This is a genomic window from Streptomyces sp. NBC_00376 (assembly GCF_036077095.1).
Lineage (GTDB): Bacteria > Actinomycetota > Actinomycetes > Streptomycetales > Streptomycetaceae > Streptomyces.
The window spans coordinates 1,860,345-1,879,650 of the sequence record NZ_CP107960.1 but is presented as its reverse complement, the minus strand read 5'-3'; the positions used below and the strand labels follow the sequence as shown (position 1 = coordinate 1,879,650).

At 70.6% G+C, this 19,306-nt stretch carries 18 protein-coding genes; 11 read left to right on the top strand and 7 right to left on the bottom strand.

Features of this window, described 5'->3' with window-relative positions; translation table 11 throughout:
* Positions 1-25: 25 nt before the first annotated feature.
* On the bottom strand, positions 26-616 hold the full coding sequence (locus OG842_RS08415) for a TetR/AcrR family transcriptional regulator (RefSeq protein ID WP_266728955.1): 591 nt from the start codon (positions 614-616) through the stop codon (positions 26-28).
* A 114-nt stretch (positions 617-730) separates the two neighbouring features.
* On the opposite strand from OG842_RS08415, the gene OG842_RS08410 reads away from it, so the two are divergent.
* Together OG842_RS08410 and OG842_RS08405 are read left to right on the top strand one after the other, a co-directional pair.
* On the top strand, positions 731-1,855 hold the full coding sequence (locus OG842_RS08410) for an ABC transporter permease (RefSeq protein ID WP_328512171.1): 1,125 nt from the start codon (positions 731-733) through the stop codon (positions 1,853-1,855).
* Complete coding sequence (locus tag OG842_RS08405) at positions 1,852-2,544, top strand: ABC transporter ATP-binding protein (RefSeq protein ID WP_266728951.1); 693 nt, start codon at positions 1,852-1,854, stop codon at positions 2,542-2,544. The genes OG842_RS08410 and OG842_RS08405 overlap by 4 nt, the downstream gene beginning before the upstream one ends.
* Positions 2,545-2,578: 34 nt before the next feature.
* On the opposite strand, the gene OG842_RS08400 is transcribed toward OG842_RS08405, so the two are convergent.
* The 5 genes from OG842_RS08400 to OG842_RS08380 all read right to left on the bottom strand — a co-directional run bounded on the left by OG842_RS08400 (position 2,579) and on the right by OG842_RS08380 (position 8,806).
* Positions 2,579-3,817 (bottom strand): FAD-dependent monooxygenase, encoded by a 1,239-nt coding sequence (locus OG842_RS08400; RefSeq protein WP_328512170.1) that lies wholly within the window; start codon positions 3,815-3,817, stop codon positions 2,579-2,581.
* 109 nt (positions 3,818-3,926) lie between these two features.
* Positions 3,927-5,366 (bottom strand): exo-alpha-sialidase, encoded by a 1,440-nt coding sequence (locus tag OG842_RS08395; RefSeq protein WP_266728947.1) that lies wholly within the window; start codon positions 5,364-5,366, stop codon positions 3,927-3,929.
* A 137-nt stretch (positions 5,367-5,503) separates the two neighbouring features.
* The gene (locus OG842_RS08390; RefSeq protein WP_266728945.1) at positions 5,504-6,799 is read right to left on the bottom strand and encodes a GDSL-type esterase/lipase family protein; all 1,296 of its coding nucleotides are present in this window, start codon (positions 6,797-6,799) and stop codon (positions 5,504-5,506) included.
* 15 nt (positions 6,800-6,814) lie between these two features.
* Complete coding sequence (locus tag OG842_RS08385; RefSeq protein WP_266728943.1) at positions 6,815-7,822, bottom strand: acetylxylan esterase; 1,008 nt, start codon at positions 7,820-7,822, stop codon at positions 6,815-6,817.
* A 252-nt stretch (positions 7,823-8,074) separates the two neighbouring features.
* On the bottom strand, positions 8,075-8,806 hold the full coding sequence (locus OG842_RS08380; protein WP_328512169.1) for a FadR/GntR family transcriptional regulator: 732 nt from the start codon (positions 8,804-8,806) through the stop codon (positions 8,075-8,077).
* A gap of 182 nt (positions 8,807-8,988) precedes the next feature.
* On the opposite strand from OG842_RS08380, the gene OG842_RS08375 reads away from it, so the two are divergent.
* The 5 genes from OG842_RS08375 to OG842_RS08355 all read left to right on the top strand — a co-directional run bounded on the left by OG842_RS08375 (position 8,989) and on the right by OG842_RS08355 (position 15,645).
* Positions 8,989-10,584 (top strand): ABC transporter substrate-binding protein, encoded by a 1,596-nt coding sequence (locus tag OG842_RS08375; RefSeq protein ID WP_328512168.1) that lies wholly within the window; start codon positions 8,989-8,991, stop codon positions 10,582-10,584.
* Positions 10,585-10,807: 223 nt separating this feature from the next.
* Positions 10,808-11,758 carry an ABC transporter permease gene (locus OG842_RS08370; protein WP_266728937.1) on the top strand — a complete coding sequence of 317 codons (951 nt, stop codon included), beginning with the start codon at positions 10,808-10,810 and terminating at the stop codon, positions 11,756-11,758.
* A gap of 1 nt (position 11,759) precedes the next feature.
* Complete coding sequence (locus OG842_RS08365) at positions 11,760-13,727, top strand: dipeptide/oligopeptide/nickel ABC transporter permease/ATP-binding protein (protein WP_266728935.1); 1,968 nt, start codon at positions 11,760-11,762, stop codon at positions 13,725-13,727.
* Entirely contained in the window at positions 13,724-14,713 is a 990-nt protein-coding gene (locus OG842_RS08360; RefSeq protein ID WP_328512167.1) for an ABC transporter ATP-binding protein, read from the top strand. Before OG842_RS08365 ends, OG842_RS08360 begins: the two co-directional genes overlap by 4 nt.
* Positions 14,710-15,645, top strand: coding sequence for a dihydrodipicolinate synthase family protein (locus OG842_RS08355; RefSeq protein ID WP_328512166.1), 936 nt, complete (start codon positions 14,710-14,712; stop codon positions 15,643-15,645). Before OG842_RS08360 ends, OG842_RS08355 begins: the two co-directional genes overlap by 4 nt.
* Positions 15,646-15,752: 107 nt before the next feature.
* On the opposite strand, the gene OG842_RS08350 is transcribed toward OG842_RS08355, so the two are convergent.
* Positions 15,753-16,592 (bottom strand): chaplin, encoded by an 840-nt coding sequence (locus OG842_RS08350; protein ID WP_328512165.1) that lies wholly within the window; start codon positions 16,590-16,592, stop codon positions 15,753-15,755.
* Between the two features lie 527 nt (positions 16,593-17,119).
* On the opposite strand from OG842_RS08350, the gene OG842_RS08345 reads away from it, so the two are divergent.
* The 4 genes from OG842_RS08345 (at position 17,120) to OG842_RS08330 (ending at position 19,193) form a co-directional block, all read left to right on the top strand.
* On the top strand, positions 17,120-17,521 hold the full coding sequence (locus tag OG842_RS08345) for a rodlin (protein ID WP_266728929.1): 402 nt from the start codon (positions 17,120-17,122) through the stop codon (positions 17,519-17,521).
* Between the two features lie 304 nt (positions 17,522-17,825).
* On the top strand, positions 17,826-18,059 hold the full coding sequence (locus tag OG842_RS08340) for a chaplin (protein WP_323180363.1): 234 nt from the start codon (positions 17,826-17,828) through the stop codon (positions 18,057-18,059).
* 247 nt (positions 18,060-18,306) lie between these two features.
* Complete coding sequence (locus OG842_RS08335) at positions 18,307-18,597, top strand: hypothetical protein (RefSeq protein ID WP_266728928.1); 291 nt, start codon at positions 18,307-18,309, stop codon at positions 18,595-18,597.
* 185 nt (positions 18,598-18,782) lie between these two features.
* Positions 18,783-19,193 (top strand): rodlin, encoded by a 411-nt coding sequence (locus OG842_RS08330; RefSeq protein WP_266728927.1) that lies wholly within the window; start codon positions 18,783-18,785, stop codon positions 19,191-19,193.
* The last annotated feature ends 113 nt before the right edge of the window (positions 19,194-19,306 follow it).

Below are 19,306 nucleotides of genomic sequence, written 5' to 3'. Positions count from 1 at the left end.
CGGCCACGGGCGCGATGGCGGGGCCTCACCGCCCCGGCGTCGCCCCGGTGATCGCGGTGACGGCCATCCGCACCGCCCGGTCCGTCACCGCCTCGGGGTCGTCACCGTTCTCGATCGCCGTCGTCGCCGCGTTGACGATTCCCTGGAGCAGCAACGCTGTGCGCCGCGGGTCCTCCTCGCCGAGCTCGGTCAGTGCGCCGATCAACGGGGTGAGCAGCTCCCGGTGCGCCCGCACCGCGCTCTCCCGCACCACTACCGCGTCCCGGACGCCGGCCAGCGCCTGGGCGATCCGGTGCTCCCCGCCGCGCACCAGCTCCAGCTGGGACGACACATAGGCGGCGATCTTCTCCTCGGGTGTACCGGCCGCCGACATGCCCGCCCGGATGGCGTCCGTCCAGCGGGGCATCGCGTCCTCGACGACCGCGGCGAGCAGTTCGGGGCGGCCGGGGAAGTACTTGTACAGGCTGTTGCGGGCCAGGCCCGTCGCCCTGGCGACCGCGGTGAAGGTCACGGCCTCGGCGTCGCCGCCCTCCAGTAGTTCGCGCGCCGCCCGCACCAGGGCCAGCCGCTGCTGGGCGTGGTGCTCCGCGACGGTGGCGGCATTGATCCTGGGCACCGGCCCAGTCTAGAAGCCCCGGCGCGTATCCCACCCCACTTGGCGACGCGGCGTCGCCATCATCTATGTTGGCGACACACCGTCCCTAACATCGATCCATCGAAGGGAACCGCCGTGTTCCTCGCTCTGCTGGAGCTGCGCGCCGCCCGAGGGCGCTTCCTGCTCATGGGGTCCGTCGTGGTGCTCGTCGCCGCACTCGTCGGCATCGTCTCCGGCTTCACCACCGGCCTGGGTGACGACACCATCTCCGCGCTGCGCCGCCTCCCGGCCGCACAGCTGGTCTTCTCCTCGGACGCCCGGTCGGACCAGTTCGCCCGCAGCCTCCTCGACGAGAAGACCGCCGCCGACTGGCGCGCGGACGCGGACGCCGACACGACCCCGCTGGGCGTCTCCATCACCCGTGGCACGACCAACCGTGGCGGCGAGGTCGACCTCGCCGCCTTCGGCGTCGAGCCCGGCTCCTTCCTCAACCCCTCGGTCACCGACGGCGACGGCCTCACGGACGGGAAGGCGGACAGCATCGTGGTGTCCGCCGAACTCGCCGACGAGGGCGTACGCGTCGGCGACACCCTGGTCATCGACCGGCTCGGCATCGAGCTGCGCGTCGTCGGGCTGACCGAGCGCTCCGCCTACGGCCATGTGCCCGTCGCCTACGTCCCGCTGAAGACCTGGCAGCGCATCCGCTTCAGCACCCCCGGCGCCCCGGCATCCTCGACCGCCGCGATCCCCGGCCAGTTCAGCGCCCTGGCCCTGCGCACCCCGCCGGCCGGGACCTCGGCCGCCACCCTCGACGCGCGGCATTCCACCACCACCCTCACCAAGGAGAAGGCGTACGAGGCGGCCCCCGGATACACCGGCGAGCGCGTCACCATGAACTCGATCCAGGTCTTCCTCTACCTGATCGCCCCGCTCGTGGTCGGCGCCTTCTTCGCCGTGTGGACCGTGCAGCGGCAGCCCGAACTCGCCCTGCTGCGCGCGCTGGGCGCCTCCCGCCGGAGGCTGCTCGCCCACACCGTGCTCCAGGCCGCCCTGGTCGTCGTCCTCGGCACCGCGGCGGGCGCCGTGCTCGCCGGAGCGGTCGGGCTGCTGGTCGGTGAACAGGTGCCGTTCAGCCTGCCCGTCACCACCCTCGTGGGCACCATGTGCACCGTCGTGGCCGTCGGCCTCGCGGGCACCGTCCTGACCCTGCGCCGGGTCACCAAAGCCGACCCGCTGACCATGCTGGGAGCCAACCGATGAGCCTCGAACTGACCGGCGTCACCGTCGAGTTCGGCCACGCCGACGCCCGTACCACCGTCCTCGACGGACTCGACGTCACCTTCGAACCCGGCCGCATGACGGCCCTCGTCGGCCCGTCGGGCTCCGGGAAGTCGACACTGCTCGCCGTCGCGGGAGCGCTGCTGCGGCCCACCGCCGGGCAGGTCCTGCTGGACGGCGAGGATCTCGCCGGGCTCACCGACGCCCAGCGCGCCAGGGCCCGCCGGGAACGGATCGGCTACATGTTCCAGAGCGGCAACCTGCTCTCCGGCCTGGCCGCCGTCGACCAGCTGCTCGCCGCCGTGTACATCGGCGGCGAACGCCCCCGCGCGCACCGGTCCCGCGCCGAGGAGGCCCTGACCCGGGTGGGTCTCGGCCACCGCCTGCGCCACCGCCCCGAACAGCTCTCCGGCGGCGAACGCCAGCGCGTCGCGCTGGCCCGTGCGCTCTTCCTCTCCCCGAAGCTGCTGTTGATCGACGAACCGACGGCGGCCGTCGACCGCTCGCAGGCCGGTGAACTGGCCGGGCTTCTCGCCGAACGCACCCGCCAGGACGACTGCGTCACGGTCGTCGCCACGCACGACCCGGCCGTCGCGGACGCGGCCGACCGGGTCGTGGACATGGCCGCGCTGACCGCCGACGCGGCCCTGTCCGCACCGTCCGGCCGCTGAACCGGCCCGTCACCCCTGCCGCTGAACCGGCCCGTCACCCCTGCCGCTGGACGCTGCCGTACAGATAGCTGTCGTCGCCGTCCAGCGCGGCGCGGCTCAGCGCCTCCACCTCGGCGGGCCCCATCGCCGGCCAGTCGGGCGCGTTCTCGACGAACGCGCGCCCCAGCCTGCGGCCGAGGCCGACCAGGCGGGCCCCCTCGGCGGAACGCTCGTCCGCGTACCGGTGCAGGGCCTCGACCGCCGAGGCGGAGGCGCGCAGCGACCGTTCCAGACACAGCGCGTCCTGGAGCGCCTTGACCGCCCCGCTCGCGGTGTGCGGCCGGGTCACGCTCGCCGCGTCGCCGGCCAGCAGGAAGGGTGGTTCCGCCGCCCGGGGCACCACGAAGTCGGCCACCGGGTGGAGCGCCTGGGAGCTGTGTTCGCCCCGGGCGACGATGTCGGCCCACTCGGCGGGGAAGTGCTCCTCGGCGATGTGCCGCACGTACGCGGCACGGACCGGGGCGTCCGGAGCGGTGCCGGTGGCCGAGTCCGCGGCCGGGGGAGAGGCGTGGACGGCGTGCGCCTCGGCCGGGGGAGAGGCATAGATGGCGTACGCCAGCAGCCGCGAACCCGCGGCCGCCCCAGGGATCAGATAGAAGACACCGTGCCCGCCGGGGAAGCCCAGGGTGACCCAGGCGGACTCCAGCAGTTCCAGCTGCTTCGGATGGTCGCGCAGCGCGCTCGTCGGGATCGTGCCCCGCCAGACCAGATACCCGGCGGGCACCGGCCGCACCTCGGGTGCGACCAGCTCGCGGGTGACGGACCGGTGTCCGTCCGCCCCGACGACGATGCCGTACTCCCGCTCGCCGTCCGCGGTACGGATCACGGCGCCGCCGGAGGCCGTACGCCCGACGGAGGCGACGGGGTGCCCGCGGTGGTAGGTGCAGCCCCCGGCGTTGGCGCGCAGCGCCCGCCACAGGAGGCCCCAGTTGCACGGTGCCACCGGGGCCTGCTGCCGGGCCAGTTCGCGTGCCGACCGCCTTCCCGGTGCCCGTGCCAGCCAGACCCGGGTGGCGACCGGGATGGTCGGCATGTCCGCACCCAGGTACCCGCCATCGACCAGTTCCCGGTGGAGCGGCGGCGGGATGACGATGCCGAAGCCCCGGTCCTGCAACTCGCCGTCGCTGCGCTCGTGGACGGTGACGTCCGCCCCGGCCCGAGCCCCGGCGATCGCCATCGCGCAGCCGGCGATGCTGCCGCCGACCACCCCGATGCGTAAGCCCGTCACTGCCATGGCGCTACCACCTGTTCTGACGCTCCGGGAGGTGCTGAACGCCCTCATCGTCGCACCGGTGCGCGAGGGCGGACCGGGGACGCGCGGTACCTCCCGGAGGCCCGGCGCGCTACGGGGTCACGGTCACCGTGGCGCTGCCGGACGCCTGCTTGCCGCTCGCCCGGTACGTGGCGGTGAGCGTCGCACTGCCCGAGGCGCCCGCGGCCACCGTCACCGGGACCTTCACATTGGCCCCCTGGCCCGGGTTGAGCGCCGGGACGACGACCTGGCTCGTCGTCCATCCGCCGGGCACCGTGAGATCCATGGTGCCCCGGTCACGGCGCACGTCCATCCGGTTGACCACCCGCACCGTCACGTCGGCGGACGCGCCTGCCCTGAGCGTCGCGGGCGGGGTGATCGTGATGTCGGCGCAGGTGCCGCCGAGCCACTTCAGGTCGAAGGACGAGTAGGTGATGTGCGTGTAGTCGGCCCGCTCGTAGAGGAGTCCGAGGCGGCCGTCCGCGAGCCGGGTCAGTGTCGAGTAGGCCGCGGCGCCCGGGTCGACGACCTTCCGGATCGGCCAGGTCTTCCCGTTGTCGCAGGACATCTTCACCGTGAGGTTGCGCCGTGCCGAGGCGTCCTCCGTGTTGCTGAACAGCAGCCACGAGGACTGCGGGTCGGACGGTGCGGCATCGGGGGCGTACCGCATCACCGAGGCGTTGTTCGCCGGGTCGGTGAGCTGGGTGTCCTGGGCGAACGGGGTGTAGTTGACCCCGCCGTCGGTGGAGTACGCGATCGTCCGGTACGGCTTCGAGCGGTTGTTTAGCATGACCCTGCCGTCGGACAGCTCGACGGTCTTGTTCTCGTCGCCGCCGGGGCCGACCGGATTGCCCATCTTCCACGTCTCGCCGTGGTCGTCGCTGTAGGCGCTCGCCGCGTAGTTGGCACCGTTGATGCGGACGGCGTACTGCTGGATCAGCCGGCCCTTGTACGTGCCCCGGCTCAGCTGGATGCCCTCGCCGGAGGCCGCGAACATGCCCGCCCAGGCGGGGTCCTTGATCTGCTTGGTGATACGGCGATGGGTCCAGGTCACCCCGTCGTCGTCGGAGTAGCTGTAGTCGGCCTGGAGGACATCGGGGTCGCTCTCGTCGTTGCCGGTGCCCGAGCCGAAGAAGCCCTGGTTCACCGAGGCCGCGTAGAACAGGAAGATCCGGCCGGTGGTGCGGTCCACGAGCAGGCTCGGGTCGCCGTAGCCCTTGGGCGCGGCGTCCTTGCGGACCACCTGCTGCGGCTGCCATGTCACACCGTTGTCCGTGCTGCGGCGAAGCACGATGGAGATGTTGCCCGGCAGGTCGCCGAGGGTGGGGCGGGCGTCGTAGGCCGCGAGCACCGTGCCCTTGACCGAGGTGGTGAGCGCCGGGATGCGGTAGTGGGGCGATCCCACCCCGTCGACGGTCAGGTCCTGCGAGGTCAGCTGACCGGGGGCGGGGGAGGCGGCGTGGGCGGTGCCGGTCGCGGTGACCACCAGCAGGGCGGCGCTGAGCAGGGCGACGGAGACTTTTCGCTGCATGGACGATCTCTCTTCTCGGAAGGGGGATGTGCTTCTTGGAAGGGGAGGTGCTTCTCGCAAGGGGCGGCGCCCCTCGCAAGGCCGGGCCTGGCGGGGCCGGGGACCGGGTGCGGGCCGGTGCGGACTCGGGCGCGCCGCTACGGGACACGCAGCGAACAGACCCGGCTGCCGGGGTCGAAGACCCGCAAGTCCTTGATCATCTTCAGTGCGAGGCGGTGGTGGCCCCGCTCGTTCGGGTGGAGCCCGTCGTTGAGCAGCGACAGCGGGACCTGGCCGCCGCCGTTCAGCCAGTCGCTGTAGTGGTCGACGAACACCACGTTCTGCGCTGCCGCGACCTCGCCCATCACCTGCGCGTACCGGGAAAGTCCCACCCGGCCGGGCCACTTCGCCGGATCGACCGGGTTGGGCGACTGGAGCACCGGCACCGGTGAGCCGGGCAGCGCCCGCACGGAGCCGACGAGCGAGACGAGGTTGGCCCGGTACGCCTCGGGGCCGAGGCCCGACGTCGCGATGTCGTTCGTACCGATCATGATCGAGACCACCCGCGGCGAGAAGGCGGTGACCCGCTCCCCGAACATGGCGACGAGCTCGGCGCTGGTGGCGCCGCTCACGCCGGAATCGATCACGAAGTCACGGTTCTTCGGCTTGCCCAGCTCCCAGCGGACCCGTTCCGTCCAGTGCTCCGGGTAGCTGCGCCAGCCGTTGGTGTGCAGGGCGCCATGGGTGATGCTGTCACCGGTGACGACCCAGGTGGCGGGCGTGTCGCTGTTCAGGACCGTGGAGATTCTGCCCAGGTCGGCGAGGTCGGGGCGGGGGCTGTGCGCGACCAGTTCGGCCTCGCCGAGCACCCGGTCCCAGACCGCGGCCCGCTCGATCGTGCCGGTGCAGAACCACTCGCCGTCGGGGTGGTCGCTGTCGAGATTGCGGCCGAGAGCGAGCGCGCCCAGCCCGGAGACACCGGCGAAGAAGGCGTGCCGTGCCGTCTCGAAGACGGTGCGTCCGCCGGCGTGGAGCCGGGTGCCGGAGGAGTCGACGGTGACGGCGACGGTATGGCGCAGCCCGTCGTCATACCGTGTCCTGGTCATGACATTGATCAGCACCGCACCCTTCTCGCGCACGGAGAACTGAAGGGCGCCGCCGCTCAGGTTCAGCGTGACGTTGGAGGAGGGCTCGGTCGGATCGGAGGCGCTGAGCAGCGTCATCGCCTCGTTGTGGCTGGTGGTGCGGAAGGTGACGAGGATGGTTCCCGTGGCGAGCGGGGCGAGTCTGCCGACCCGGTTCGACAGGTCGACGTACTCGCTGCCGTCCAGGTCCACTGGGGTGTCGTGGTCCAGGAGCGGATCGCCGCCCGGAGCGGCGGCGAAGGCGCGGCCGCCGAACCGGGCGCCAAGGGCTGCCGCGCCGGCGGCGAGAAGCATGGATCGTCTGCGCACGGAAGGTGCCTCCGGTCAGGAGTGGCCGGCCCGCCCCGACGGCGGGCCTGCGAACAGGGAACGCACCCAGGCCAGTTGCTCCCGTTGCTGGTATGCCGTACCGCCCTCGTGCCCGTTGAACTCGTAGACGCGTACGTCCTTGGGGCCCGCGTAGTGGTTGTACGCGGTGAAGCAGGTGGAGGGCGGACAGATCTCGTCCATCATCGCGATCGAGAACAGCGCGGGAGCGGTGGCGCGGGTGGCGAGCAGCGCCGCATCGAAGTACGACAGGGTGGTGAACGCCGCCCCGGTGCGGTCGCGGTGGAGCTTCAGGTACTCGGCGATCTCGGTGAACGGTGGTCGGCCCGAAATCTCCGCGCCGCGCCGGAAGTTGCAGAGGAACGGCACGTCCGGCATCACCCCGGCCAGCCCCGGCACCAGCCCCGACACCGCCAGCGCGACCCCGCCGCCCTGGCTGACCCCGGTCACGACGATCCGGTCCGGATCGACCGCGGGGTGCTCGCGCACCGCCTCGACGCAGCGCACCGCGTCGGTGAACACCCGCCGGTAGTAGTACGTCTCGGGGCTCTCGATGCCACGGGTGAGGAAGCCGGGTACGGTGCCGGCCGCCCCGGCGTCCGTGTCGGCGGTGGAACCGCCCGCGGCCGACCAGCCCTGACCGCGGGTGTCCATGATCAGGTGTGCGTGACCGGCGGACGCCCAGAGCGTGTTCTCGTGCGCGAGGCCCCGCCCACGCCCGTAACCGAGGAACTCGACCACGCAGCCGAGGGGTTCGGTGGCCCCGGCCGGCAGGTGCAGCCAGCCGTGGACCGGGCGTCCGGCGAAGCCGGGCAATGTCACATCGTACGTACGGATCTGGATGAGCCCGGTGTCCACGGGTGCGAACACCGGCTTCGGCACCGGACCGCCGGCGGCGGGCGCCTCGCTCAGGGTGCTCGACCAGAAGGCGTCGAAGCCGTCCGGAACCGGCAGTTCGGGCCGGTATTCGCGGCAGTCCGCGAGCGAGAGGTCCGTCAACGGCATGGAGGTGCCCTCCTGGGATGCGCCGGGGTGTGAACGCCGGGCATCGAGACAGAAGACGTCAGATGTCCTGGCGGCACACGGACCCTAGGCAGCCTTCGTGGCGGCCGTCAAGGGCCCGGCCGACGGATCACGGCCCGAGGCCGGCGAGTCGCGGCCCGGGGTTGATGGATCGCGGCCCGGGGCCGGTGGACGACTGGCCGGGGCGGCGGATCACGGGCCGGGTCCGGCGGCCCCGATCCGCCGGGCGGCGCCTCAGTCCAGGGCGCTGTCCCGGGCGCGGGCTTCGGAGATCCGGCGCCTGACCGGGGCGTAGTGCTCGCCCAGCGCCTTCATGAAGCCGGTGATGTCCCCGGCCCGCGCGGCGTCCACGATGTTCTGGTGGGCCGCGATCGTCGCCATCTCGTCGGCGTGCGTGAACCCGTCGAGGTGCGGCGCGACGATCGAGTACACGTCCCAGAAGGCCATCGAGAGCTGGCCGATCAGTTCGTTGCCGAGCGGCGCCACCAGCAGTGCGTGGAACGCCCGGTCCGCTTCCACGAAGCCGTGCCCGTCCTGGGCGCCGGTCCTGCGCATCGTGGTGACCAGGCCGTCCAGCCTGTCGAGCTGTTCCGCGCTGAGCAGCGAGACGATCCGGTCGGCCATCCCGCGCTCGAAGAGCTCGCGCACGTCGACGAGGTCGGCCATCACCTGGAAGTCGTCGTCGGGGGAGAGCAGTCCCCGGAAGGTCAGGCTCTCCACCAGGGCCGACAGGCTCAGTCTGCCCACGTACGTGCCGTGCCCGTGCCGCACCTCCACGATGTCCAGCGCGGCGAGGATCTTGACCGCCTCGCGGACGCTGGAGCGGCTGGCGCCGAGCGCCTCGCACAGGGCGGGCTCGGTGGGCAGCGGGTCCCCGGGGCGAAGGCGCTCTTCGAGGATGTAGCGCTTGATGCCCTCGACCACTTCCTGCCGGAGCAGCTGCCGGCCGGGCTTCGCACCGGACATATGTGAACTCCCCACCTCTTGACCCCTCTCGATTGTCCAGCTACGTTCCCACGCTATCAAGGCATCAGACATCTGACGTCCGATGCCCGGGATTCCTGATCCCCCGTGATCCTGCGTCCCACCACCCGCTTCCCCGCCAGATCTCCCCCTCACGTTCCACCTTCGACGTCCCTGGAGGACCCGTGCCCGAGCTGAGACCAGCCGGTGTCGAGCGCCGCACCTTCCTGCGATACACCGGTGCCATCGGTGCCGCAGCCGCCATCACGGCGAGCCTTTCCGCCTGCGGCGGCCCGTCATCGACCGCCGACGGCACGGCGGACAAGGGCAGCGGCAGCGGCCTGATCGAGGCCGGTCTCTCGTACCCCCTGTCGACCGGATTCGACCCGATGATCACCTCGGGCGCCACTCCGTACGCCGCCAATATGCACATCTTCGAGGGCCTCGTGGATCTCGATCCGGCAACACTCGTGGCCCGTCCCGCACTCGCCACCGAGCTGCCGAAGAAGATCAACGCCACCACCTACCGGGCCACGCTCCGCACGGGCGCGACCTTCCACGACGGATCACCGGTCACCGCGGACGACGTGGTGTTCAGCTTCGAACGCATCCTGGACCCGAAGAACGCCTCGCTCATGGCCCAGTTCGTGCCCTTCATCGACACGGTGAAGGCCGTCGACGCCGGCACGGTCGAGTTCAAGCTGAAGTACCCCTTCGCGCTCTTCCCCTCCCGTATCGCCGTGGCCCGGATCGTCCCGAAGAAGATCGTCGAACCGGACCCCAAGGCGTTCGACGCCAAGCCGGTCGGCTCGGGGCCGTACCGGTTCATCGAGGCGACCCGCGAGGACAAGATCGTCTTCGAGGCGTACGACAAGTACAACGGCCCCCACCCGGCCAAGGCCAAGAAGATGATCTGGCGGCTGATGTCGGACCAGTCGGCACGCGTCAGCGCCATGGAGTCGGGCCGGGTCCAGGCCATCGAGGACGTGCCCTACATCGACGTCAAGCGGCTCGCGGGCTCCTCGAAGACCGAGTCCGTGCAGTCCTTCGGCCTGCTCTTCCTGATGTTCAACACCGCCGACAAGCGGTTCGCGGACAAGCGTGTGCGCCAGGCGCTGCACTACGCCCTGGACACCGAGAAGATCATCTCGACGGCGATGGTGGGCAATGCGGCGGCCGCCACCGGCTACGTCCCCGCCACCCACCCCGACTACCACAAGGCCGCCACGGTCTACACCCACGACGTGGCGAAGGCCAAGCAGCTGCTCGCCGACGCGGGCGTCAAGAACCTCTCCTTCACCGTCCTCACCACCGACACCGGCTGGGTCAAGGACATCGCCCCGCTGCTGAAGGAGAGCTGGGAGGCGGCGGGCGTCAAGGTCACCCTCGACATCGCCCAGTCCCCGGCCCAGTACGCCAAGATCGACAAGGGCGACTTCGAGGTGCTGGTCGCCCCCGGTGACCCGTCGGTCTTCGGCAACGACGCCGACCTCCTGCTGCGCTGGTTCTACTACGGCTTCTGGCCCGAGAGCCGTTACGGCTGGGGCAAGTCCGCGGCGTACAAGAAGGTCAGGCAGACCCTCGACAAGGCCGCCCAGGCCGCCGACGAGGCCAAGCGCAAGGAGCTGTGGGGCGAGGTCACCGACCTGGTCGCCGATGAGGCCGCGCTGTACCCGATCCTCCACCGCAAGCTGCCCACGGCCTGGAACGAGAAGGCGCTGCCCGGCTTCAAGCCGCTGCCCACCACGGGCCTCTCCTTCCTGGACGTCAGCCGCGCCTGACCGAAGAGCACCGGTCACCTGTGACATGTCACCGCACCGCCGTGCGAATGCACCGCACCGCCGTGCCACCCGTACCGCACCGCCGCACTGCCGCCGTGCCACCCGCACAGCCGCACCACGGACGGCGCGTCGGCGACATGTCACAGGTGACCGACAGCCCGGTCCGGCACCCCGCCCCCCGGTGCCAGGGCCACCAGACCGCCCAACCGCAAGGAACCCGACGATGGTTGCTTTTCTCCGGCTCGCGCTGCGTCGCGTCGCGATGATGCCGGTGATGATCCTCGGCATCGCGCTGCTCGTCTTCGTGGTGCTCCAGTTCTCGCCGGCCGACCCGGCCTTCAACGCGCTCGGGGAGAGCGCCACCCCCGAGGCCCGAGCGGCCTTCGCCGAGGCCAACGGCCTCAACGACCCGCTCCCGGTCAGGTACTTCCACTTCCTCGGCCAACTGCTCCACCTCGACCTCGGGATGACCGTCCCGCCGAGCCAGCCCGTGGCCGACCGGATCACGGCCGCCTTCCCGCTCACCCTCCAGCTGACCCTGCTCGGGCTGCTCCTCGCGGTCGTGCTGGCCGTGCTGTTCGGAGTGACCGGCGCGATGTACCGGGACCGCTGGCCCGACCAGCTGTTCCGGGTCGTCTCCATGGCCGGGGTCGCCATCCCGTCCTTCTGGCTCGGGGTGCTCCTCATCCAGCAGTTCGCACTGAACACCCGGATCTTCCCGACCGGCGGCTACACCAACCCGGCCGACTCCTTCAGCGGCTGGCTCACCACCATGGCCCTGCCCGCGATCTCGCTCGCGCTCCCGGTCTCCGCGTCCCTCGCCCGGCTCGTACGGACCTCGATGGTCGCCGAACTCGACCGCGACTACGTACGCACCGCCCGAGGCAACGGCCTCCCGCCGCTGCTGGTGATCCGCTCGGTGCTGCGCAACGCGCTCGTCACCCCGCTGACCGTGCTCGGCATCAAGGTCGGCTACATGCTCAGCGGTGCCGTCGTCATCGAAGCGATCTTCGATCTGCCCGGCATGGGCAAACTCATCCTCGAAGGTGTCACCGGCGGCGACGTCGCCCTGGTCCAGGGCACCGTACTGACCATCGCCATCGCGTTCCTGGTGGTCAACGTCATCGTCGACCTGCTCTATCTGCTGGTCAACCCGCGCATCAGGACGGTGTGACATGTTCGCCACCGGCCGTCTGGCCAACAAACTGTCCCGACCGGGCATCGCGTTCCGCTCCCTCCCGGTGACCTCCCGCATCGCCCTCGGCGTGCTGATCGTCGTCGTACTCGGCGCCGTATTCGCCCCGCTGTTCACCCAGGACCCGCTGACCACCGGCACCCCGGTGCAGGCGCCCGGCGGCGCCCACTGGTTCGGCACCGACCGGGCCGGCCGCGACGTCTTCGCCCGGGTCGTGCACGGCTCCCGCTACTCGCTGGTCATCGGCCTCGGCGCGACCGCCGTGGCGCTGATCGCCGGTGCGCTGCTCGGCTCGGTCGCCGCCACCTCCCGCAAGCTCGGCGACGAGTCCGTGATGCGGACCCTCGACGTCGTGATGTCGTTCCCGCCGATCGCGCTGGCCGCAGTCCTCGTCGCGGTCTTCGGCACCAGCGTCCCGGTGATCATCTTCACCATCGCCTTCGTCTACACACCGTCGCTGGCCCGAGTGGTCCGCGCCAACGTGCTTTCCCAGTACGGCGAGGACTACGTAGCCGCCGAGAAGGTCATCGGAGCCCGGCGCGGCTACATCGTGCTCCGCCACGTCGCCGTCAACTGCATGGCCCCGGTCATGGTGTTCGCCACCGTCATGGTCGCCGAGGCGATCATCTTCGAGGCCAGCCTCTCCTTCATCGGCGCCGGCGTGCAGGACCCCGACCCCAGCTGGGGCAGCGTCCTCGCCTACGGCCGGCAGATCCTCCTCGCCGGCGGCTGGTGGGCCACCTTCTTCCCCGGCCTCGCCCTGCTCGTCACCGTCCTCGCCCTCAACATCCTCTCCGAGGGCCTCACCGACGCCTCCGCCGCTCCCAAGAGCGCCAAGGCCGTCCCCGACCCCACCACGGCCACCGCACCCGACCCGGTCGAGGCCGCCTCCACCGTGGACGTCGACGCAGCCCTCACCAGGCTCGCCGACCGCGTCAACGCCACCGAGCCGACCATCACCCCGGTACGGGACGACGCCGCCGAACTGCTCGTCGTACGGGACCTTTCGATCCGTTTCCCCGACCGTTACGGGCAGATTCCCGTCGTCGACTCGCTGGACTTCACCGTCCACGAGGGCGAGACGCTCGGTCTGGTCGGCGAGTCCGGCTGCGGAAAGTCCATCACCAGCCTCGCCGTCATGGGCCTGCTCGCCCGCAACGCCGAGGTCCGCGGCGAGATCCTCTACCGCGGCCGGAACCTGCTGGACCTGTCGCCGAAGGAACGCCGTGCCCTGATGGGCCCGGAGATCGCGATGGTCTACCAGGACGCGCTCTCCTCCCTCAACCCGTCCGTCCTCGTCGGCACCCAGCTGAAGCAGCTCACCTCGCGCGGCGGTACGAAGACCCCGGCCGAGCTCCTCGAACTCGTCGGTCTCGCACCCCAACGCACCCTGCGCAGCTACCCCCACGAGCTCTCCGGCGGCCAGCGCCAGCGCGTCCTGATCGCCATGGCGCTCTCCCGCGACCCCCGCCTGCTCATCGCCGACGAACCGACCACCGCCCTCGACGTCACCGTCCAGGCCCAGGTCGTCGAACTCCTCGTGAAACTGCGCGACGAACTCGGCTTCGCCATGGTCCTCGTCTCGCACGACCTCGCCCTCGTCGGCGACCTCTCGCACCGCGTCGCCGTGATGTACGCGGGCCGCCTCGCCGAGATCGGCGCCACCCGCTCCGTACTCACCGGCCCCACCCATCACTACAGCCGCGGGCTGCTCGGTTCGGTCGTCTCCCTGGAGGCCGGCGCCGACCGGCTGCACCAGATCCGCGGCATCGTCCCCGCCCCCCAGGGTTTCGGCACCGGCTGCCGCTTCGCCTCGCGCTGCGACGCCGCCACCGACCTGTGCCGCACCACCGCACCCGAACTCACCGCACGCGACGCCGCGAACGACCACGGCTTCGCCTGCCACCACCCCGCGAAGGCCGCCCAGCTGGAAGGGAGCGCCCTGTGATCAGGATCGACGGCGTCCACGTACGCCACAAGGCACGCAGCGGCGGACTCTTCCGCCGGGACGCCGTGCACGCCCTCACCGACGCGACCCTGGAGGTCGAGCGCGGCGAGATCGTCGGCCTGGTCGGCGAGTCCGGCTGCGGCAAGTCCACCCTGGCCCGGGTACTGACCGGACTGCAGAAGCCCACCGAGGGCCAGGTCACCTTCCACGGCCGCGACCTGTGGGAGATGTCCGCGGCGCAGCGCCGCGACGACTTCGGCTCCGCCGTCGGCGTCGTCTTCCAGGACCCGTCCACCGCCCTCAACCCCCGACTCACGGTCCGTCAGATCCTCCGCGACCCGCTCGACGTGCACAAGCGGGGCACCCGCGAGGCACGCGAGGCACGCGTCGAGGAACTCCTCGACCTGGTCGGCCTGCCCGGCCACACCCTCGCCGCGCTCCCCGGACAGCTCTCCGGCGGCCAGCGCCAGCGCGTCGCCATCGCCCGCGCCCTGGCCCTCGAACCGGAACTGATCGTCGCCGACGAACCGACCTCCGCACTCGACGTCTCCGTCCGCGCCCAGGTCCTCAACCTCCTGGTCGACCTGCGCGAACGCCTGGGGCTCGGCATGGTGTTCATCTCGCACGACATCCAGACGGTGCGATACCTCGCCGACCGTCTCGCCGTTCTCTACCTCGGCCGGATCGTCGAGGAGGGACGGGCGGCCGATGTGGCGGGCGCGCCCGCGCACCCCTATACCGAGGCACTGCTCTCCGCGACCCCGAGCCTGCTGGAGACCACCGAGCGCATCGTGCTCACCGGCCCCGTCCCCTCGGCCACCAACCCGCCGTCCGGCTGCCCGTTCCGAACCCGCTGCTGGAAGGCCGACGACGCCTGCGCCACGGTCTTTCCCGCCGCGGCCGCCGGCCGGGACGGACACCGCTGGCACTGCGTCCACCCCCAGATCCCCACGTCCTCCGTACCATCCGCAAGGAGCACCGTATGACCGCCCGGAACCCCCGCTGGACCGGCGTGATCCCGCCCGTCGTCACCCCTCTCACCGAGGACGGCGAGATCGACCGCCCCTCCCTGGAGCGGGTCGTGGGGCATCTGCTCGACGGCGGCGTCAGCGGCCTGTTCGCCCTCGGCAGCTCCGGCGAGACCGCCTACCTGACGCCCGGCCGGCAGGACGAGGTCATCAAGGTCATCACGTCCGCCTGCGCCGGCCAGGTCCCGGTACTCGTCGGAGCGATCGAGACCACCACCGACCGGGCGGTCGAGCGGGCCCGCGCCGCCGAGGGGCTCGGCGCCGACGCCGTCGTCGTCACCGCCCCCTTCTACACGCGCACGCACCCCACCGAGATCGACCGCCACTTCCGCGACATCGCCGCCGCTCTGGACCTGCCGGTCCTGGCGTACGACGTACCGGTCTGCGTACACAGCAAGCTCGACCCGGAGCTGCTGCTGCCGCTTGCCGCGGACGGCGTGCTCGCCGGGGTCAAGGACTCCAGCGGCGACGACGGCTCGTTCCGCCGCCTGGCCATCGGAGCCCGTGAACTCCCGGAGTTCTCCGTGCTCACCGGGCATGAACTGGTGGTCGACGCGATGATGCTGGCGGGCGCGGACGGCTCGGTCCCCGGGCTCGGCAATGTGGACCCGCACGGCTACGTACGTCTGCACGAGGCTGCGGTACGGGGCGACTGGGCCGCGGCCAGGGCCGAACAGGACCGCCTGGTCGCGCTCTTCGACATCGTCCGCGCGGCCCGTCCCGGCACGGCGTCCGCCACCGCCGCGGGCCTCGGCGCCTTCAAGACGGCACTCATGCTGCGCGGGATCATCGGGACGAACGCGATGAGCGCGCCGATGCGCCGCCTGGACGCGGCCGAGACCGCCGAGATCGCGGCCTGCCTGGACCGGGCGGGGCTCAGCGGGGTCTGAGCCGGCCCGGAACAGGAGGGGAGCGGTCCGCCGCCACAGCCCCGGCTGCGGCGACGGACCGCGGCTCTTCTGCCAGCCGATCGACGGCTGGCTACCGACGGTGCAGGTCAGCTCTTCGAGGCGCGGGTACGGCGGACCAGCAGGGTTCCACCGAGCACCATGGCCGCGGCGGCCCCGCCGGCCATGCCCAGGTTGGCATCGGCACCGGTGTGCGCCAGCTGGCCGACGGGGCCCTTCGGCTCGACACCGGTCCGCGGTTCATCGCTGCGAGGCGTAACCGGGGGCGTGACCACGGGAGGCGTCGTGGGAGGCGTGACCACGGGAGGCGTCGTGGGAGGCGTGACCACCGGGGGCGTCACGGGGGGTGTGACCACCGGGGGCGTGACAGGGGGCGTGACCGGAGGCGTGACCACGGGCGGTTCGACCACGGGCGGTTCGACTACCGGTGGTTCGACCACGGGCGGTTCGACCACCGGTGGTTCGACCACGGGCGGTTCGACCACCGGTGGTTCGACCACCGGCCCGTTCACGTTCGCGCAGGTGTTCCCGGCAGCCGGGTTCAGCGCACCGACGACATCCACGGTGTTGCCGCAGGCATTGACCGGTACGTCCACCGGAGCCTGGATGTTGTTGCCGGACAGCACCCCGGGGGAGCCGACCGCGCCGCCCTCGGCGCTCGCGCCCTGGCCCCCGGCACCGGAACCGCCCGCGTTCGCGCACTTGTTGCCGAACGCGGGGTTCAGCAGGCCGATCACATTCACCGTGTTGCCGCACACGTTGACCGGCACATGTACCGGCACCTGCACGTTGTTGCCCGAGCCGACGCCGGGCGAAGCGACGGCCGCGCCGTCGGCGGAGGCATCCGCGAACGCGTATCCACCGGCGGCGGTCAGGATCCCTGACGCCGCCGCCATCACCAGCACGCTCTTACTCAAGGCTTTTCGCATTGACTGCCCCTTCTTAGGACATTCCGTGCGAGCGCAACGCTCGCAGTTCCTTCATCAGGCCGGCGCGGAGGCCGCAGGGAGGCCAATCCGGTGGTGCCCGTGCGTGTCTCGGCAAGCGGGGTCACGGCAAGCGCGGAGACCATGAAGACATGTTCTTCACGTGAGGACCCCGCGCTTCCGCCGATCAAGCGCCCGAACCTGCACGCATGTGTCACTCATAACGAGGAGGGATTGTTGAGGAAACTCGACAGCTCGTGGAAATTTTGTGATCACACGAATGGAGTACATGCCCGGGCTGGATCGGGCCCGGCAGGCGCGTGGTGGAGTTCGGACGATAGAGCAGGAAAGAGCTGTTGAGGGCCGCGATGCGCCAGGTTGGACCACTTCCGTCCGGGCGCCCCTGAAGCACCATTTCGTACTGCTGTGCGCACTCCCGGGCATTCGGGTGAATGGAGAGAACCAAACGCCCGGTGGTGAGTTGGGCAGGGGGCTCCGGCACGGGGCATCCAGTACGAGAAGGGTTAATCGTGATCAAGAAGGTTCTGGCTACGGGTGCCGTTGCCGCCTCCATCCTCGGTCTGGGCGCGACGCAGGCCATGGCCATCGGCGACGACGGCGGTACGACCTCGGTCAACGGCAACGGAGCCTCGCAGTCGTTCGGCAACGCCGAGACCCACGGTGACCTCAGCCCGCAGTTCGGCCTGGTCCAGGGCAGCCTGAACAAGCCCTGCGTCGGCCTGCCGGCCAAGGTCAACGCCGGCTCGCTCGTCGGCCTGGTCCCGGTCGCGGTCCAGGACGTCAACGTCCTGGCCTCGCCGCAGAACCAGCAGTGCACCGAGAACTCCACCCAGGCCAAGGGCGACGAGCCGCTCTCGCACATCCTGGACGGCATCCCGGTGCTCTCCGGCAACGGTGCCGGCAACAGCTGATCCGCAGCTGACCCAGCCGTAACAGGCCCGGGCCGCCGGCGTTCCTCCTCCGCGCGGCCCGGGCCTGTTGCTGCCATTCCCCGGAATGGGTGCGTCGGATTGTCGGAATATTCTCGCCGGTGATATTGGGAGATCGGTATTGCGTCATTCGGGCGACTTTCCGAGAATCTTCTGGCTGACGAGTTTCTCTCGCGGTCTTAAATCGTTATGAATTACAGCGGCGGAGTTACGAGTGATCACGATTGCGCTCGTGCGGCACGAAAGACGTTGCTGCTTCGGACTCCGTCGAAGAAAGGGAACAAAAGTGAAGTACACCAAGGTTGCCGCCATCGCCGCCGGAACCCTGATGGCGATGGGTGCCGCCGCCCCCGCCTTCGCCGACTCGGGCGCCGAGGGCGGCGCCGCCCTCTCCCCGGGCGTGCTGTCCGGTAACTCCATCCAGATCCCGGTCCACGTCCCGATCAACGCGTGCGGCAACACCGTGGACGTGATCGGCCTGCTCAACCCCGCCTTCGGCAACAACTGCGCCAACGCCTGATCTCTGGTCGGACGGGCCGAACGCTCGTGACCGGAAGGCCCCGGAACGCATTCGATGCGGTCCGGGGCCTTCCTGCATTCTCCCTGGCATTCGATCGGGTGGTCCCGCAGAAAAGCGACTCCGTCCAGTTGCCGTGTCGCAACCGCATCGTTACCCAGGGTGAAAGCGGCAGAAGGCACGGCTAAAGAAGGCACGTGCGGCGCGGGTGCGCGACCGAACAGATGCCGCTGCAGAAGGGAACCCGAAAGTGAAGTACGCGAAGACTGCTGCGTTCGTTGCCGGTTCCGTGGTTGCGCTCGGAACGGCTGCTCCCGCCTTCGCCGTCACCAACGCCACGGCCCCCAACTTCAGCCTCAACGGAGGCGTCAACCAGGTGGTGGAGAGCGCCCCGCAGGCTGTCGACCCGATCGTCGACACGGTCGGCGGCGCCGCGGAATCGGTGCAGAAGAACGGCACCGTCACCAAGCTGGCCGGCCAGGCGACCGGTGCGGCCAAGGGCGCGGCCCCGCTCATCGGCGGCCTGCCGGTCGGTGGCTGACCAGTCTCGTCACAGCGGTTCCCGGCCGGCCTCGGCCTTTCTTATTCCTCCGATGCGGTGAATTCGGCGAACAACCGCCCGTAAAAGCGCCGTTCGAGTGAATCGGCACAACTATCCCCGTCGTCGCGAGTTGATCAGTTCGCTCCGGACAGGCGGGCAACAGAGAACCCCAGAAGGACTATTCAATGATCAAGAAGATTATGGCCTCGGCAGCAGTCGCTGCTTCGATCGTCGGTGTCTCCGCCGCGATCGCCCCGCAGGCCATGGCCATCGGCAACGACGGTGGCACGACGTCGGTCAACGGCAACGACGTCATTCAGTCGTACGGCAACTCCGCCACCCACGGCGACATGAGCCCGCAGTTCGCGCTCATCCAGGGCTCGCTCAACAAGCCCTGCATCGCGCTGCCGGCCAAGGCCAACGTCGGTTCGGTTCTCGGGGCCATCCCGGTCTCGGTCCAGGACATCAACGTCCTGGCCTCGCCGCAGAACCAGCAGTGCACGGAGAACTCCACCCAGGCCAAGGGCGACGAGGCCCTCTCGCACATCCTGGACGACATCCCGATCCTGTCCGGCAACGGCACCGGCAACAACTGAGGCCGTACCGCTCCGGGCGCTCCTCGCTGAACTCTGCGGATCGGCAGGGGAGCGTGCCGCGGGCAGCTTCGAGCCCGCCTGCACGCAGTAGCTGAAACACCTTGTGGGGCCGT

Excerpts from the sequence above, each read along its gene's own strand:
- OG842_RS08330 (WP_266728927.1), top strand. The coding sequence starts at position 18,783 with ATGATCAAGAAGATTATGGCCTCGGCAGCAGTCGCTGCTTCGATCGTC.
- OG842_RS08385 (WP_266728943.1), bottom strand. The coding sequence starts at position 7,822 with ATGCCGTTGACGGACCTCTCGCTCGCGGACTGCCGCGAATACCGGCCC.
- OG842_RS08355 (WP_328512166.1), top strand. The coding sequence starts at position 14,710 with ATGACCGCCCGGAACCCCCGCTGGACCGGCGTGATCCCGCCCGTCGTC.
- OG842_RS08380 (WP_328512169.1), bottom strand. The coding sequence starts at position 8,806 with ATGTCCGGTGCGAAGCCCGGCCGGCAGCTGCTCCGGCAGGAAGTGGTC.
- OG842_RS08365 (WP_266728935.1), top strand. The coding sequence starts at position 11,760 with ATGTTCGCCACCGGCCGTCTGGCCAACAAACTGTCCCGACCGGGCATC.
- OG842_RS08350 (WP_328512165.1), bottom strand. The coding sequence starts at position 16,592 with ATGCGAAAAGCCTTGAGTAAGAGCGTGCTGGTGATGGCGGCGGCGTCA.
- OG842_RS08370 (WP_266728937.1), top strand. The coding sequence starts at position 10,808 with ATGGTTGCTTTTCTCCGGCTCGCGCTGCGTCGCGTCGCGATGATGCCG.
- OG842_RS08395 (WP_266728947.1), bottom strand. The coding sequence starts at position 5,366 with ATGCAGCGAAAAGTCTCCGTCGCCCTGCTCAGCGCCGCCCTGCTGGTG.
- OG842_RS08405 (WP_266728951.1), top strand. The coding sequence starts at position 1,852 with ATGAGCCTCGAACTGACCGGCGTCACCGTCGAGTTCGGCCACGCCGAC.
- OG842_RS08400 (WP_328512170.1), bottom strand. The coding sequence starts at position 3,817 with ATGGCAGTGACGGGCTTACGCATCGGGGTGGTCGGCGGCAGCATCGCC.